At 64.9% G+C, this 18,615-nt stretch carries 1 protein-coding gene and 1 pseudogene; both read right to left on the bottom strand.

Annotated features, from left to right (window positions below; translation table 11 throughout):
• Window positions 1-41: 41 nt before the first annotated feature.
• A complete protein-coding gene (locus MF4836_RS34110) occupies window positions 42-3,290 on the bottom strand; it encodes a non-ribosomal peptide synthetase (RefSeq protein WP_078474076.1) in 3,249 nt (1,082 codons plus the stop codon).
• Window positions 3,287-18,615 (bottom strand): annotated as a pseudogene (locus tag MF4836_RS34115) (amino acid adenylation domain-containing protein); the annotation flags it as partial. The pseudogene MF4836_RS34115 and the gene MF4836_RS34110, both read right to left, overlap by 4 nt.

Below are 18,615 nucleotides of genomic sequence, written 5' to 3' on the forward strand. Positions count from 1 at the left end.
CCGTTGGCCGGCTCGGACAGGGGCAGCAAGGCTGGGGGGAATCAGCCTTCGAGTTGCTCTTTGGCCTGTTGCAACTGACGCGCCTTTTCCAGCAACAGGGCTTTTTCTTCGGGGCTCATGGCGTCCAGGCGCAGGCGCGCCTGGGCCTGTTTCTCCAACTGCCCCGGGGCTGCTTCCTGCAAGCGCAAAGCCTGGGCCAGTGCCGCCACTGTCGGGTTGTCGAAGACCACCCCGGGATGGGTTTCGCATTGCAGCAGCTTGCGTATCCCGGCCACCAGCTTGATCACCAGCAGCGAGTGCCCACCGGCGGCAAAGAAGTCCTGCTCGATGCTCAGGCGCTCCAGCCCCAACAGCTGCGCCATGCGCGCCGCGAGCAACTGTTCCAGGGCATCCCGTGGCGCCACATACTCGGCTTGCACCAGGCTCAGGTCCCGCTGCTGCAAGGCCTGGCGATCGACCTTGCCGTTGCCCAGGCGCGGCATGGATTCCACGAGCTGGATATGCCGCGGCACCATGGCCGCCGGCAACTGCTCGGCCAGTTGTGCGGCCAGGGCCGCTGGCAAATCCCCTGCTCCGGTGTGCGCGGCCACCACAAAGGCGATCGGCTCGCCTGGCCCCTCCTCGCTCTTGCCCAGCACCACCACCGCTTCATTGACCCCCGGCAGGCGCAGCAACTGGGCCTCGATCTCGGCCAGTTCGATGCGGAACCCGCGCACCTTGACCTGCTGGTCGCCGCGCCCGAACAGCTGCACCCCGCCTTCCGGGCGGTAGCGGGCCAGGTCGCCGCTGCGGTACAGGCGCTGGCCGTCCAGGGGGCTGCTGATAAACGCCTGGGCTTCCTGCTCGGGAGCGTGGAGGTAACCCCGGGCCAGTTGCTGCCCACCGATATACAGCTCACCCAGTTCACCGGTGGCCATCAGTTGCAGACGCTCGCCGAGCACCAGCACCTGGTTGTTGGCCAGCACCCGGGTCAGGGGCATGCTCACCTGCTGCGCATCCGCAGGTGATAGCGGATGGACCAGCACCCCGACCGTGGTCTCGGTCGGGCCGTAGTGGTTGAACACCCGGCAGTCCGCCTTGATCTGATAGATCCGCTGCACCAGGCGTCCCGGGATCGCTTCACCGCCCAGGATCAGCGTGGCAGGCAGGGCCGGCGGTTCGGCCTCGAGCAAGGCCGCCAAATGGGAGGGCACGATTTTCAGGCAGTCGATGCCCTGCTCCCGGATAAAACCGGCAAAGGCATGGGGATCCTGCATCACCGGGTCGTCGGCAATGTGCAGGGCCGCGCCGTTGTAGAGCGCGCCGAACAAGGCGGTGTTGCCGAGGTCGGCGGCCACCGTCGAGCCCAGGGCAAAGTGCCGGCAGGCTGCCAGCTCCAGGGCATCACTGACCCCGGCGGTGTAGTTGAGCAGTTGCCGATGTTCGATCACCACGCCCTTCGGTGTACCGGTGGTGCCCGAGGTGAAGAGCACATAGGCGACATCAGTGGCCTGCGGGGCATGCCGGGCGAGCAGCGATCCGTCCTGGCCCGCCGTCGATTCCCCGGCGATATCCAGGGCCTCGACGCCGCGCGCCTGCCAGGCCGGCAGCTGTTCGGCCGCCGCTACCACCCAGGGGGTCTGCGCCTGCTCGACGATGTGCGCCTGGCGGGCCAGGGGCCATTGCGGATCCAGTGGCAAGTAGCCGGCACCGACGCGCCAACTGGCCAGAATCGCCACGATCAGCTCGGCAGATCGGGGCAGCGCCAGCGCCACCAGGGCGCCGGCCGCGACCCCTTGCGCCGCGAGCCGCAACGCCAGGTCATGGGCGCGGCTGTCGAGCTGGGCATAGGTCAGGGTCTGCCCGGCGCTGACCAGGGCCACGGCATCCGGGGTGATCTGCGCCCACTCGGCAATGCGCTCGGGCAACAGCACGCGCTCATCCAGCGCTTCTGGCGCCGGGTTCAGGCCCAGCAGCGCGGCGGTCTCGGCCTCTCCCAGCAGATTGAGCCGGGACAGAGGCTGGTGCACGTCCTCGACAATGCTCTGCAGCAAGGTCAGGTATTGCGCCTGCAGGCCTTGCAGGGCCGCCAGCGAATAGCGTGCCTGCAGTGCCTCGATGCTCAGTGCCACGGGAACCCCCTGGGCACTCAACCCCAGTTGCAGGGACAGTTCGAACAGCGGCGCCGACGCGGCGAGGTGCGACGCGGACCATTGGCCCCCGGCCACCGCCTGCGGACCGAAGGCCTGGCGAGTGGCGAACCCGTAAAGCGGGTTGGCCAACACCGGCGCCAGGTCGGCCGCCCAGTACTCCTGCCAGGTGCCATGGTGTTCAAGCTGCTGCGCCAGGGCGTCAAGCACCGTGGAGAAGCCCAGTGTCTGGGGCAAAGCCAGGTGCAAGGGCAGGGTTTTCTCGAACAGCCCGAGGGTCTCGGCGAAGAACTCGTAGTCCTGGCGCCCGTCATGCCGCCAGCCGGCGAGGAAACGCTCACGGCCGCTGATGCGCCCGAGCAGGACCCACCAGGCCGCCTGCAACAGCACCTCGACCGGCTTGGCGCAGGCAGTGGCCACCTCTTGCAGGGCGCTGGCCAGTCCGGCGTCCAGCGCTTGTGTCAGTTGCAGCACCGCAGCGCCGTCGTGCGCCAGGGCATCGGCGCGACGATAAGGCAGGTACGGCGCGCTCAAGCCCTCTTCGGCAGGCGCCAGGGCCTGCCAATAAGCCTTGGCGGTATCGGCATCCTCGTCGAACAGCACTTCACTGCGCCATTCCAGGTACTGGGAAAACTGCCCCAGCTCTTCGTCGACCTCCAGACCGCCCTGCTCATAGCCACTGATCAGCGCCCGCAGCAGCACCGCGAGGCTGCCGGCGTCCGCTACCAGGCGCGCCACACTCAGCAGCAGCTGCCATTGGCGGTCGGCGGTGCGCAGCAACAGCGCCTGGGCAAAGGGTCCGCCATGCGGGGTCGATTGTTCCTGCCAAGCCTCCCGCCGCGACGCCGCCTGGCTGGCGGAAACCACGTCGGCCTGTACTTGAAGAGCAAATGACGGCCCCCCGGCAGCGGCCAGGAACTGCCGCAGGCCATGGTAGCCAGGCACCGACTCCAGGCGTGTGGTCAGTACGTCGTGACGCTGCAACAGGCCATCCAGTACCCGCTGCAATCGCGCCGGATCCAACTCGCCATGAATCTCCACCGCCAGCAAGTGCGCCGTCGCCCCATGGCGTGCACCGGCTTCCAGGGCCGCCAGATGCTGCTGTTGCTCGGGGAGCAGGGCCAAGCCCGCGTCCAGTGTTTCCAGGTCTGCCGTACTCATGCTTGCGCCTCTTGCGTTTGCCGATCGGCGACTGGCGCCTGTTCCGACAGTGCCTCCAGGGCACTGCGTTCGATCATTTCACCCATGGCCACGACAATTTTGCGCGGGCCCTCGAATGGGTCCCGGGCATGCGCGGCCAACATGTTGTCCAGCAGAATCACATCGCCCTTGCGCCAGTCGAAACGCACCGCGCACTCCTCGTAGAGGTCGCCAACCAATTGCATGACCTCGTCTTCGATCGGCGAGCCATCGCCGTAATACACATGGCGCGGCATGCGCTGCTCACCGAAGAGCCCGAGCAGGTCCTCGCGCACATCCGGATCCAGGCAATAAATGTGGTGCAACTGGACCTGATTGAAGAAGCTTTTCTCACCGGTCACCGGGTGGCTGATGATGGCCGGGCACGGGGTGCGGATCTGCAATTCATCGTTGTCCAGCCAGGTCCACTGGATCCCTGCGGCGCGGCAGCGGGCCTCGACTTCGTCGCGCACCTCGGTCTTGAAGAAGTGCTGCCAGGACACATCGAGCTTGTCGGCGAAGGTGCGCACGTACAGCAGGCCCTTGCTCTCGAATTTTTCGCGCAGGGCCAGCGGCAGTTTCTGGTACATCAAGCGGCAGTCCACCACCGGGGTTGCACCGCCGACGGGTGACGGCTGTTCACAGAAGAACAGCTGCTTGCGCGGCCAGCGATCCTGGTGGGAGCTCTCGTTGTGGAACAGGATCATTTTCTTTTCCGGGTACGGCGTGGAGCGGTAGGTGTTCTTGCCGCCCTCTTTCTTCGGCAGGTCGCCGTACTGTCCGTAGAGGCCCGGCTGCACCGCTTCGGCGAACGCCTCGAAGGCATGGATGTCGCTCATGGCGAAGCCACGGAACAGGATCCCGGCATGCCGCGCGAGTTTCTCTTCCACCAGGGCCCGGTTGTTGCGGATCCACTGCACCAGGTCCAGGCCCGGGTCCGTCGGCTCCCACAACAAGGGGAATACCTGCCCCGGGACCATCAGGGTTTCCCGAAATGCCGGCGCAGTGGGCCGGGTTGCCGGGCTCTGGGCCTTTTTCAGGAACTTGCCCAGCTTGTCGGCCTTGCTCGAAGCTACGGGTGCAATGGTCGTGGCGGCAAGCGCCACGGTGTTGGTAGGCATGTTGATATCCCCTAGTCGTATATCCGGATCACGCACAATCTGTTCGAGAATGGTCATCCAGCTGTTCACGCAGAGCTCTATACGTTCTTGTTTGAATAAGTCGCAGGCGAATTGCCAGGTCCCATGCAGCTGCCCGGCCTCATCGTCGATAAACAGCGCCATGTCGAACTTCGAGTAGGCTCCGGCCGACGGCAGGGCCTGGACGCGAATGTCTTCAATGCCGGCGCTGCGAATCGGCAGGTTGTTCATCACGAACAGCACCTGCACCAGCGGGTTGACGCCCTTGCGGCGGTTGACTGCAGCGGCCTCGACCAGCATGTCGAATGGCAGGTCCTGATGTTCGAAGGCACTCAGGCTGGTTTCCTGGGCCTGGGCCAGGAAAGCGGCGAATGACTGGTCGGCATCGAAGCGCGAGCGCAGGGGCAGGATATTGACGAAAAAGCCGATCAGGCTTTCCAGCTCGGCTTGCGGCCGCCCGGCGACATCCGCCCCCACCAGCACGTCGTCGCTGCCACTGAGGCGGTGCAACAACACCTGAAAGCTCGCAAGCAGGGTGCTGTAGAGCGTGACCCCGGCCTCGCGCGCCAGGGCACTGAGGGCCTGGTGCAACTCGGGAGCCATCGAGAAGCTGCAATCGCGCCCCTCGAACGACGCCACTTCCGGGCGTGGATGATCGGTGGGCAATTGCAGCAGGCCGCCATGCCCGGCCAGGGCGTCTTTCCAGTACGTCGCCTGGTCGCGGAAAACGCCGGCCTGTTCCAGTTGCTGCTGCCACTGCGCATAGTCGGAGTACTGCAGCGCCAGCGCCGGCAACGGCTGCTCGATACCCGCCTTGAGCCTGGCGTAGACCTCGACTATTTCGTTGCTCAGGATCGACATCGACCAACCATCAGAAATGATGTGGTGCATGGCAAACAGCACCACGTGCTCGGTCGACCCCAGGCGCAGGACCTGGCCGCGCAACAGTGGGGCCTTGAGCAGGCTGATGGGAGTCCGGGCGTTCTGTTCCACCGCCTCGGCCACCCGGGCTTCGCGCTCGACCGGGTCCAGGGCCGAGAGGTCGAGCAACGGCAGGTCCACCGCAACCTCGGCACTGATCAGCGCCAGCGGATCGCCCTCCTCGTCCGCCACATAAGCAGTACGGAGCACCTCATGGCGCTGCACCAGTTGCCGCAGGCTGGCCACCAGCAGCGGCACCGACAATTCACCTTCAAGACGCAGCGCCAACGGCATGCCATAGGCGCCGCTGGCCGAGGCAAACTGCTCCACGACCCACAACCGGCGCTGCGCCAGGGACAGGCACGCCTGCGCCTTGCCCGCCGTCGCCACCAGCTCGGGCAAGCGCGCACGGGCGATACCGACCCGCGGTGCCAGGGCCGCGGCGAAGGCGCCCAGGGTCGGGGTGCCGAACAGGTCGCGCAACCCGACCTCGCACACCAGCACCTGCTTCAGCCGCGCCACGACCTGGGTCGCCAGCAGGGAATGTCCGCCCAGTTCGAAGAAGTTGTCGTTGAGCCCGATGCGCTCGAGCTCCAACACCTCTTGCCAGACCGCTGCCACCTGCTGCTCCAGCTCGCTCTGCGGCGCCAGGTACTGTTGCTGCAACAGGCTCGCATCGGGGGCCGGCAGGGCCCGGCGGTCGAGCTTGCCGTTGGCCGTCAAGGGCCAGCGTTCGAGGAACAGCAGGTGAGCCGGGACCATATAGTCCGGCAGCACGTTCTTGAGCCGGCCCTTGATGACGTCGCGCAGGGCTGCGGCGGCGTCGACCTCGGTCACGTCGCGGCGTGCGATCAGGTACCCCACCAACTGCTGGCCACTGGGGCCATCCACCGCCAGAACCAACGCTTCACGCACTTCGTCCTGTTGCTGCAAGCGGGCTTCGATCTCCCCCAACTCGATGCGGAAACCCCGGATCTTCACCTGATGGTCGATGCGCCCGACATACTCGACCACCCCGTCGGTGCGATAGCGCGCCAGGTCGCCGGTGCGATACAGGCGCTCACCCGACGCCGAGAACGGGTCGGGGATAAACCGTGTCGCGCTCAGGTCCGGCCGTTTCAGGTAACCCCGAGCCAGGCCGGCCTGGCCGACATACAGCTCACCGACGCAGCCTTTGGGCACCGGGTTGAGGTCGGCATCGAGCAGGTACCAGGACAGGTCGACAATCGGCTCGCCAATCGGGCTCGCGGCGTCCTGTTGCAGGTCGGCCAGGCTGATCGGCCGGTAGGTGACGTGGACCGTGGTTTCGGTGATGCCGTACATATTGATCAGTTGCGCGGCCTGATCGCCGAACCGCTCGAACCAGGGGCGCAGGCTCTGCACGTCCAGGGCTTCGCCGCCAAAGACCACGTAGCGCAGGGCCAGGCGGGCCTGGGCCTGCTCGGGGGAGCAGGCCACTTGCAGCAACTGCTTGAAGGCTGACGGCGTCTGGTTGAGCACGGTGACGCCCTGCTCCCTCAGCAGGCTGAAAAACTCCTCCGGGGAACGACTGACGTCCTGAGGCACCAGCACCAGGCGGCCGCCATACAACAGCGCACCGAAGATCTCCCAGACCGAGAAGTCGAAGGCATAGGAATGGAACAGGCTCCAGACATCCTGCGGACCGAACCCGAACCAGCCATCGGTGGCCTGGAACAGGCGCAGCACGTTGTGGTGACTCAGCAGCGCGCCCTTGGGCTTGCCGGTGGAACCGGAGGTGTAAATGACATACGCCAGGTTGGCCGGGTCCACCGTGAGCCCGGGGTTGCTCTCGCGGTAGCCGGCCAGGCCCTGCTCATCGAGCAGCAAGGTGGGCAATTGCGCCGCCAGCGGCAAGCGCGACAGCAGGTGCGCTTGAGTCAGCAGCAACTGCAAGCCGCTGTCTTCGATCATGTAGGCCAGGCGGTCCTCGGGGTACGCCGGGTCCAGGGGCACATAGGCGCCACCGGCCTTGAGGATCGCCAGCAGGCCCACCAGCATGTCCAGGCTGCGCTCGACCGCCAGCCCCACCAGCACATCGGGACCGACACCCTGCTCGATCAGCCGGTGCGCCAGTTGGTTGGCCCGGCTGTTGAGCTGACGATAGGTCATTTGCTGTGCGCCCAGGGTCAGCGCGATCGCCTCCGGTGCGCGCTCGACCTGGGCCTCGATCAAAGCATGCAGGGGCTGCTCGCTCACCAGACGGGCCGGACGCGGATTCCACTCGGCGAGGGTTTGGCTGCGCTCGCGCTGATTCAGCAGGCGCCACTCGCTGAGCGGACGTTCGGCCAACTCGGGCATTTGCTGCAACAGGTGCATCAGGTGCGCCGCGAGCTGCTCGATCATCTCCGACGAGAAATGCCCGCGGTCGAAACTGAAGTGCAGCCCCAGCTCCTCGCCCAGGCCCACGGCCAGGGTCAAGGGGTAGTTGGTCTGCTCGTGACTGTCGATTGCGCCGAAGCGCAAGCCTTCGGGGGCACCCTGCTCCAGGGCCTCGGACACCGGGTAGTTTTCGAACACCAGGATATTGTCGAACAGGGCCTCGCCGCTGCGGGCCGCCCAACGCTGGATCTCGAACAAGGGTGTGTGTTCGTGCTCGCGCAGCCCCAGGTTCTGCGCCTGGACCTTCTGCAGCCAGCTGGCGAGAGTCTGTTCCGGTTGCGGCGTGGCGACCACCGGCAAGGTGTTGATAAACAGCCCGATCTGCTGCTCGACGCCCTTGAGTTCCGCCGGACGCCCGGCCACGGTCGCGCCGAATGCCACGGTGGCCTGCCCGGTATAGCGTTGCAGCAACAGCAGCCAGGCCGCTTGCAGCAGGGTATTGGCGGTGACTTTCTGCGCCCTGGCAAAGTCGTTGAGGCGCAGGGTCCGGGCCGCGTCGAGCTGGACATGGCAATCGCCATAGCCGGTCTCCCGGCTCAGGGGCGCCATCGCCAGGGCCAGGCGCGTCGGCTCTTCCAGGTCCCGCAGTTGCTCCTTCCAGAACCCTTCGCTGAGGGCCTGGTCCTGCCTTTGCAGCCAGGCGATGTAGTCGTGATAGCGGTTGCCCTGGGCAGCAACAGCCTGGCCGCTGTAACGCTGCAGCACCTCGCCCAGCAGCTGCGAGTTGCTCCAGCCATCCATCAGAATGTGGTGGCTGGTGTAGATCAATTGATGGCGCTCATCGCCGATGCGCACCAGGTGCAGGCGCAGCAAAGGTGCCTGGCTCAACTCGAAGCCCTGGCGCCGTTCGGCCTCGGCCAGAGCGTCGAGCGCCGCTGCCAGGTCGGCACGGCCGCGCCAGTCCTGCTGGCTGAACGGCACCTCTACCTGCTTGAGCACCACCTGCATCGGCTGGGCGAACTCGCCCTGGTAGACAAAGCCTGTGCGCAGGATGTCGTGGGCATCCACCGCCCCTTGCCAGGCCTGGCGGAAGCGCTCGGGGTCGAGGCCGCTGACCTCGAGGCTCATCTGGATGATGTAGTCCCCGGAACCCTGCTCGTACAGGGTATGGAACAGCATGCCCTGCTGCATCGGCGCCAAGGGGTAGATGTCCTTGATCGCCGCCGGCGTGAGCAGCAGGCGATCCAGTTGCGCCTGGTCGAGCCGCGCCAGGGGGAAGTCGGACGGGGTCACCCCGCCGCTGCCGTAGCGGGTGCAATGGGCGATCAGTTGTTCCAGCTCCAGGGCATAGGCGTCGGCCAGCTCCTGGACCTGGGCCTGACTGAACATCTCGTGGCTGAAGGTCCAGCTCAGGTCCAGCTCACCGTTGTAGACCTGGCCATTGATACTCAGCCAATTGCCCAGGGGCGCCTCTGCGCTCTGCTCGCTGCCGGCGTTCTCAGCACTGGGCACAAACAGCGCGTCGTCATCGTCGAAGCTGGCGTCGAACTGGCCGAGGTAGTTGAAGGTAATACGCGGCACCGGCAGGTCGGCCAACCGCTGCTGCGCCTGGGGATCACCCAGGTAGCGCAAGGCGCCGAAGCCGATGCCCTTGTGTGGAATGGCGCGCAATTGCTCCTTGATGCCCTTGATCGAATCGCCAAGGCTGAGTGCCGGCGTCAACTTGACCGGGTACAGGCTGGTGAACCAGCCAACGGTCCGGGTCAGGTCGATACCGTCGAACAGCTCCTCGCGGCCGTGGCCTTCCATCTGCAACAGCACCGAAGGGGACTCGGTCCAGCGGGCGATCACCCGCGCCAGGGCGGTCAGCAGCAGATCGTTGACCTGGGTGCGGTAGGCCGCCGGGGCCTCTTGCAGCAGTTGGCGGGTGTGCTCCTGGTCCAGCCGCGTACGCACACTCACCCCCAGGTGGCTGTGCAGGCCGCCCGCCGGGTTGGCGCACGGCAGATCCGCGGCAACGCCCTGCAATTGCGCTTGCCAGTACGGCAGTTCGTCCTGCAACGCCGGGCTGCGGGCATAGGCTTGCAACTGTTCGGCCCAGGCCTTGACCGAGCTGCTCTTGAGCGGCAGGCGCACCGCCTGGCCGGCCGCCAGCTGGTTGTAGGCCAGTTGCAGGTCCTCGAACAGAATGCGCCAGGACACCCCATCCACCGCCAGGTGATGGATGGCCAGCAGCAAGCGCTGCCCGGCGTCCGGCAGCTTGACCAGCACCGACCGCAACAGCGGGCCCTGTTGCAAGTCGAGGCTGCGCTGGGCTTCTTCGCCCAGTTGCGCCAGCTCGGCGATATCCGCCAGTTCGCTGCACCACAACACCGACTGCGAGGACGGCGGCGCAAAGCGGGCGACCCAGGCTTGGTCTTGCTCGGTGAAGGTCAGGCGCAAGGCATCGTGGTGAGCGATCAAGGCCTGCAGCGCGGCATCCAGCAACGGGGCATCCAGCGCCATGGCCGGTTTGAGCAGCACCGACTGGTTCCAGTGATGGCGCTCGGGAATCGACTCTTCGAAAAACACCTGATGGATCGGCAACAAGGCCATGCTGCCGGTGACCGGCGCCTGGTCGATCACCTCATCGGTGTCCCCGGTCTGCGCCACACTTGCCAGCCCCTGCACCGTCTGGTGCTGGAACAGCTCTTTGGGGGTAAAGCGAATACCCGCCTGACGAGCGCGGCTGACCACCTGGATCGAGATGATCGAGTCGCCGCCCAGCTCGAAGAAGTTGTCGGTGAGGCCGACCTGCTCCAGCTTCAGCACGTCCTGCCAGATCGCCGCGATCTGCTGTTCCAACTCGCTTTGCGGCGCCACATAGGCCTGTTGCAACAGGCTGGCATCCGGCTGGGGCAGAGCCTTGCGGTCCAGCTTGCCGTTGCCGGTCAATGGCAGGGTGTCGAGGAACAACAGGTGCGCCGGGACCATATAGTCCGGCAGTTCCGTGCGCAGTTGAGCCTTGATTGCTTCCCGCAGCTCGGCGTCAGCCGCCTGCCCCGGTTGGGCCACGATATAGCCCACCAGCTGTTGGCCGCTGGCACCGTCCATGGCCAGGACCACGGCTTCGCGCACCGCCGGCAGTTGCAGCAAGCGCGCTTCGATCTCACCCAGTTCGATGCGGAAACCGCGGATCTTCACCTGATGGTCGATACGCCCGATGTACTCGATGACCCCATCGGCGCGGTAACGCGCCAGGTCCCCGGTGCGGTACAGGCGCTCGCCCGACGTCGAGAATGGGTCGGCAATAAAACGCGTGGCCGTCAGGTCGCCGCGATTGAGGTAGCCACGGGCCAAACCGGCCTGGCCAACATACAGCTCACCAATGCAGCCCTTGGCCACTGGGTTGAGGCTGCTGTCGAGCAAGTACCAGGAGAGATCCGGGATCACCTCACCAATCGGGCTGCTGGCGTCTGCCTGCAGATCGGCCTGGGTGATCGGACGGTACGTCACGTGCACCGTGGTTTCGGTGATGCCGTACATATTGATCAGTTGCGGCTGCTGGTCGCCAAAACGCTGGAACCAGGGCTGCAGGGCTTTCACTTCCAGGGCCTCGCCGCCAAATACCACATAGCGCAGAGCGTTGCCGGATTCATTGGCGCAGGCCACTGGCATCAACTGCTTGAAGGCCGACGGGGTCTGGTTCAGCACCGTGACACCCTCGTCGCACAACAGCTTGAAGAAGTCTTCTGGCGAGCGGCTGACGTCATGGGGCACCACCACCAGCTTGCCGCCGTACAGCAGTGCGCCAAAGATCTCCCACACCGAGAAGTCGAAGGCGTAGGAGTGGAACAGGCTCCAGACATCCTGCGGGCCAAAGCTGAACCAGCGGTCGGTGGCCTGGAACAGGCGCAGCACATTGTGGTGCGGGAGCAAGGTGCCCTTGGGTTTGCCGGTGGAGCCGGAGGTGTAGATCACATAGGCCAGGCTGGCCGGGTCGATCGCTACCTGTGGATTATCCAGGCTGTAGCCAGCCAGTTCAGGAGTATCGAGTAGCAGCGTGCGCACCCCGTCCGGGATCGGCAGCGTTTTAAGCAAAGACGGCTGGGTCAGCAGCAGGCGAATGCCGCTGTCCTCAATCATGTAGGCCAGCCGCTCCTGTGGATAAGCCGGGTCCAGAGGCACATAGGCACCGCCGGCTTTAAGAATCGCCAGCAGCCCGACCACCATCTCCAGGCTGCGCTCCACCGCCAGGCCGACCAGCACATCAGGGCCGACGCCGTTTTCAATCAGTTGATGGGCCAACCGGTTAGCCCGCTGATTGAGCTGGCGATAGCTCAGGGACTGCTGCTCGAATACCACCGCCACGGCCTCGGGCGTGCGCTCGACCTGTTGTTCGATCAGTTGATGAGTGCCCTGGGTGGCCGGGAATTCAACCCGGGCCGGGTTCCAGGCCGCGATGCTCGCCTGTTGCTCGCGGGTGTCCAGCAACGCCAGGTCGCCAATGCGCTGGCTGGCATCGGCCACCATCGCGTGCAGCAGGTTTTGCCAATGCTGCGCCATGCGCTCGGCGGTGGCCGGGTCGAACAGGTCGGTGGCGTAGGTCAGGGCGGCCGACACGCCATGCTCGGTATCGAAGGTGTCGAGGATCAGGTCGAACTGCGCGGTCGGGTTGTCCCAGTGCAATCCTTCCAGACGCAGCGTGGGCAACTGGATGCCCACCGCTCCTCGTCGATCCTCGCTCTGGTGGTTATACATCACCTGGAACAGCGCGTTATGGCTCAGGCTGCGCTCGGGTTGCAGCGCGTCGACCAATTGCTCGAAGGGCAAATCCTGATGGCTCTGGGCCGCCAACACCGTCTGCTTGACCTGCTGCAACAGCGTGTTGAAGCGCACCTGGTCATCGAACCGGGCCTTGAGGATCTGGGTGTTGACGAAGAAGCCGATCAGACCTTCGGTTTCGACCCGGTTGCGGTTGGCAATCGGCACGCCCACGCGGATATCCGCCTGGCCGCTGTAGCGGTGGAGCAAGGTCTGGAATGAGGCCAGCAACAGCATGAACAGGGTGACGTTCTGTTGCTGGGCCAGGCGCTTGAGCCCCGCGCCAAGGGCTGGCGGCAACTCGATGGGCAACTGCGCCCCGCGAAAACTCTGCTCGGCCGGACGCGGACGATCCAGCGGCAGTTCCAGCAGCGGCTGCTCGCCCGCCAGTTGTTCGACCCAGTACGCCAATTGCCGCTCACGCTCGCCAGCGTCCATCCACTGCCGCTGCCACAAGGCGTAGTCCGGGTATTGCACCGGCAGTGGCGGCAAGCTTGCGCTGCGCCCTTCGCTGTCGGCGGCATACAACTGCATCAGCTCATCGACCATCAGTTGCATCGACCAGCCATCGGAGATGATGTGATGCTGGGTAATGGTCAACACGTGATGCTCGTCGGCCACCCACAGCAACTTGACCCGCAGCAGCGGGCCCTGCTGCAAGTCGAACAACTGCCGGGTTTCATCCTCGACAAAGGCCTTGATCGCAGCACTGCGCTGCGCCTCGTCCAGGCCTTCGGCCAACTGCGCCCGACCCATGACCAGAGGCTGTTCGGCGGCAATGACTTGCAGGGTCTGTTCCGCGTCCTGAACAAAGGTGGTGCGCAGCGCCTCGTGGCGAGCCATCAGGGCATTGAAGCTGCGCTCCAGCGCGGCGATGTCCAGCTCCCCCCGCAGTTGCAGGGCGCTGGACAGGTGGTAGGCGGCACTGGCCGGATCGAGCTGCCAGAGGAACCACTGGCGCTCCTGGGCATAGGACAGGAGTAGCGCTTCTTCAGGCTTCCTTCTGAACACCGGAGCAATGCCGAAAAGGTTGATCCCTTTCTGTTTAAGCAGGATTGCCAAGGCTTTCCGCTCTTTCGGTGAAAGCTCGCCCACCGCCCCGATCAGTTCTTGCACGCCAACACTCCTCGCTATGAAATTAGCTTCTCAAGCTCTTCTCCTGATAAACGTTTGAGGGCAGCCAAAGATTTAGCTAATTCGTCTTGAAGTGGCTGACTATCGGATTTCAGGGCGGCGATACCCTCGGCGAACGCTTGCAGGTTGCTGGCAATGAACAAATCCTTGAGCGGCACTTCGACGCCAAGTTGCTCACGCACCCGGACAATCACCTGGGTCGCCAGCAGCGAGTGCCCGCCCAGTTCAAAGAAGCTGTCAGTCAATCCCACCTGCTCCAGCTTCAGCACCTCCTGCCAGATTGCCGCCACCTGCTGCTCCAGCTCACTGCGTGGCGCCACGTACAACTGCTGCATCTGGCTCGCGTCGGCCTTTGGCAGCGCCTTGCGGTCCAGCTTGCCGTTGGGGCTCAGGGGCAGTTTTTCGAGGAACAGCAGGTACGCCGGGACCATGTAGTCCGGCAGGTGCTCGCGCAATCGACCCTTGATCGCCTCGCGCAGGCTGGCCTGGACTTCCGGCTCGGTGCCGACCTGGCGCACATCCTCGGGCACCACGTAGCCCACCAGCTGCAAACCATTGGCACTGGCCTGGGCCAGGACGATGGCTTCGCGAATCCCGTCTTGCTCCAGCAGCCGCGCTTCGATTTCACCCAGCTCGATACGGAACCCGCGAATCTTCACCTGATGGTCGATGCGCCCGACGTATTCGATGATGCCGTCGGCATTGAAACGCGCCAGGTCGCCGGTACGGTACAGACGACCGCCGGGTTGCTCGGCAAACGGGTCCGGCATAAAACGTTCGGCGCTGAGGTCCGGGCGATTGAAATAACCACGGGCCAACAACTCGCCGCCAATCACCAGCTCACCCACCACGCCGATGGGCGCCGGGCTGCCGGTGTCGTCGAGAACATAGATGCTGCGTCCCGGCAGTACATTGCCGATGGGCATGGTCAGCGGTGTCGGTCGCGCACCACTGACGTAGTCGGTGCAATCCAGGGCAGTCACCGTGACCGTGGCTTCGGTCGGGCCGTAAGTGTTGAGCAGCACCACCTGTTCCAGGCCCGCCTGCTTCCAGGCCGCCAGACCTTCCGGCGGCATGGCTTCGCCACCGGCATGCACCTGTTTGAGCACCCCGTAATCCCGTGGGCCGATGGCCGCGAAATCCTTGGCCAGCAAGTTCCCGTAAGCGGTGGTCAGGTCGAGCACGCTGATGCGCTTGCTGATCAGCTCACGGTAGAAACGCTCGCTGTCCCCGATCTCGGTACCGCGCAACACCACCGACGCACCACAGATCAGCGCCGGATACAGCTGCTCGACAAAGCCGTCGAAGTTGAAAGTGGAGAACTGCAGAATCCGGTCGCTGCCATTGAGATTGAAGAATCCAAGAGACACATAGGCGTGCCGGGTCAGGGCCGATTGGCTGATCCCAACGCCTTTGGGCCGTCCGGTGGAACCGGAGGTGAACATCACGTAGGCCAGGTTATCCGCCAGGGCACGGTTGACCAGGTTTCCGTCATCCAGGCCGGCCCAATCGGCGTCCCGATCCAGGCACAGGCTGGCGACCCCGACCGGAATGCTCAGGCGCGACTGCAAGTGGCTCTGGGTCAGCAGCAAGCGGGTGCCGCTGTCTTCGATCATGCACAGCAGGCGATCCTGGGGGTATTCCGGGTCCAGTGGCACGTAGGCGCCGCCAGCCTTGAGCACCGCCAGCAGGCCAATGATCATGTCCAGGCCGCGCTCCACCGCGATGCCCACCAGCACATCCGGGCCAACACCGCGTTCTTGCAGGTGGCGAGCCAGGCGGTTGGCCCGGCTGTTGAGCTGGCGGTAGCTCAGTTGTGCATCCTCGAAAATCAGCGCCACCGCCTCGGGCTGGGCCTCGACCCGCGCTTCGAACAACTGGTGCACCCGCGCCTGGCTCGGGTAGTCCAGGGTCGCCCGGCCCCAGTCACTGATCATGCGCTGCTGCTCGGCAGCATCCAGCAACGGCAGATCGCCGATGCGCTGCTCTGGGTCGGCAACAATCGCCTGCAGCAGGTTCTGCCAGTGCCGGGCCAGACGCTCGATGGTCGACGCCTCGAACAGGTCGGTGGCGTAGGTCAGGATCGCGGAAAATTCTTCGCCGTGTTCCTGGGTGTCCAGGGACAGGTCGAACTGCGAGGTGGGGTTGTCCCACTCCAGGGCCTCCAGGCGCAGGTGCGGCAATTGCCGCGCAGTCTGGGCCTGCTGGGCCTGGGCCTGGTGGTTGAACATCACCTGGAACAAGGGGTTGTGACTCAGGCTGCGCTCCGGATGCAGCTCCTCCACCAACTGTTCAAACGGCAGATCCTGATGCGCCTGGGCGCCAAGCGCCGCCTGCCGGACCTGTTGCAGCACCGCCCGGAACGGCTGCTGGGCATCCAGTTCGGCTTTCAGTACCTGGGTGTTGACGAAGAAGCCGATCAAGCCTTCCGTTTCAACCCGGTTGCGGTTGGCAATCGGCACCCCGACGCGGATATCCGCCTGACCGCTGTAGCGATGCAGCAAAATCTGGAACGAGGCCAGGAGCAGCATGAACGGCGTGACCCCTTCGCGCTGGGCCAGGCTTCGCAAGGCGCCACTGAGCTGCGGCGGCAACGGCACATCCAGATGGGCTCCGCGATAGCTCTGTTCAGCCGGGCGCGGGAAATCGGTGGGCAGTTCAAGCACCGGTTGCTCACCGCCCAGTTGCCCGACCCAATAACCCAACTGCCGCTCGCGCTCGCCCGCGTCCATCCACTGCCGCTGCCAGATGCCATAGTCGGCGTATTGAATCGGCAGCTCGGGCAGCTCGACCGTCAGGCCCTGGCTGTAGGCGGCATACAACGCCACCAGCTCATCGACCATCAGGTCCATCGACCAGCCATCGGAGACAATGTGGTGCTGGGTCATCACCAGCACATGGTCATCCGGCGCCAGGCGCAAGAGCTTGACCCGCAACAGCGCGCCTTCGCGCAGGTCGAACAGGCGGCTGGTTTCAGCCTCGACATAGGCGCGGACCTGGCCGGCCTGATCGCCGCCGGCCGGCAATACATCCCATTGCAGATTCAACGGCGCCCCGTGGTCGATGACCTGCAAGGTGCGCTCGCCGTCGTCGACAAAACGGGTACGCAGTGACTCGTGACGAGCGACCAGGGTATTGAAGCTGCGCTCCAGGGCTGGCACATCCAGCGGGCCGTGCAGGCGCAACGCAGCAGGGATATGGTAGGCGGCGCTTTCGGGCTCCAGCTTCCAGAGGAACCACTGCCGCTCCTGGGCGTAGGACAAGGCCAGCGGTCGGTCACGTTCAACTCGCACAAACGGCGGTTCGTGACGGGCCGGCCGATCCCCGAGGGAGGCGACAAAATCCTGCAGGCTGCTGTGCTCGAACAGACTGCGCAGCGGCACCTCCCGATTCAAGGCGTGCCGTACTCGGGACACCACCTGGGTCGCCAGCAGCGAGTGCCCACCCAGTTCAAAGAAGCTGTCAGTCAAACCCACCTGTTCCAGCTTCAGCACCTCCTGCCAGATCGCCGCCACCTGCTGCTCCAGCTCGCTGCGTGGCGCCACGTACAACTGCTGCATCTGGCTGGCGTCGGCCTTCGGCAGCGCCTTGCGGTCCAGCTTGCCGTTGGGGCTCAGGGGCAGTTTTTCGAGGAACAGCAGGTACGCCGGGACCATGTAGTCCGGCAGGTGCTCGCGCAATCGACCCTTGATCGCCTCGCGCAGGCTGGCCTGGACTTCCGGCTCGGTGCCGACCTGGCGCACATCCTCGGGCACCACGTAGCCCACCAGCTGCAAACCGTTGGCACTGGCCTGGGCCAGGACGATGGCTTCGCGAATCCCGTCTTGCTCCAGCAACCGTGCTTCGATTTCACCCAGCTCGATACGGAACCCGCGAATCTTCACCTGATGGTCGATGCGCCCGACGTATTCGATGATGCCGTCGGCATTGAAACGCGCGAGGTCACCGGTGCGGTACAGGCGACCACCGGGTTGCTCGGCAAACGGGTCCGGCATAAAACGTTCGGCGCTGAGGTCCGGACGATTGAAATAACCACGGGCCAACAACTCGCCGCCAATCACCAGCTCACCCACCACGCCAATGGGCGCCGGGCTGCCGGTGTCGTCGAGAACATAGATGCTGCGTCCCGGCAGTACATTGCCGATGGGCATGGTCAGCGGTGTCGGTCGCGCACCACTGACGTAGTCGGTGCAATCCAGGGCAGTCACCGTGACCGTGGCTTCGGTCGGGCCGTAAGTGTTGAGCAGCACCACCTGTTCCAGGCCCGCCTGCTTCCAGGCCGCCAGACCTTCCGGCGGCATGGCTTCGCCACCGGCATGCACCTGTTTGAGCACCCCGTAATCCCGTGGGCCGATGGCCGCGAAATCCTTGGCCAGCAAGTTCCAGTAAGCGGTGGTCAGGTCGAGCACGCTGATGCGCTTGCTGATCAGCTCACGGTAGAAGCGCTCGCTGTCCCAGATCTCGGTACCGCGCAACACCACCGACGCACCACAGATCAGCGCCGGATACAGCTGCTCGACAAAGCCGTCGAAGTTGAAAGTGGAGAACTGCAGAATCCGGTCGCTGCCATTGAGATTGAAGAATCCAAGAGACACATAGGCGTGCCGGGTCAGGGCCGATTGGCTGATCCCAACGCCTTTGGGCCGTCCGGTGGAACCGGAGGTGAACATCACGTAGGCCAGGTTATCCGCCAGGGCACGGTTGACCAGGTTTCCGTCATCCAGGCCGGCCCAATCGGCGTCCCGATCCAGGCACAGGCTGGCGACCCCGACCGGAATGCTCAGGCGCGACTGCAAGTGGCTCTGGGTCAGCAGCAAGCGGGTGCCGCTGTCTTCGATCATGCACAGCAGGCGATCCTGGGGGTATTCCGGGTCCAGTGGCACGTAGGCGCCGCCAGCCTTGAGCACCGCCAGCAGGCCAATGATCATGTCCAGGCCGCGCTCCACCGCGATGCCCACCAGCACATCCGG

It is taken from the genome of Pseudomonas sp. MF4836 (assembly GCF_002018875.1).
GTDB lineage: Bacteria > Pseudomonadota > Gammaproteobacteria > Pseudomonadales > Pseudomonadaceae > Aquipseudomonas.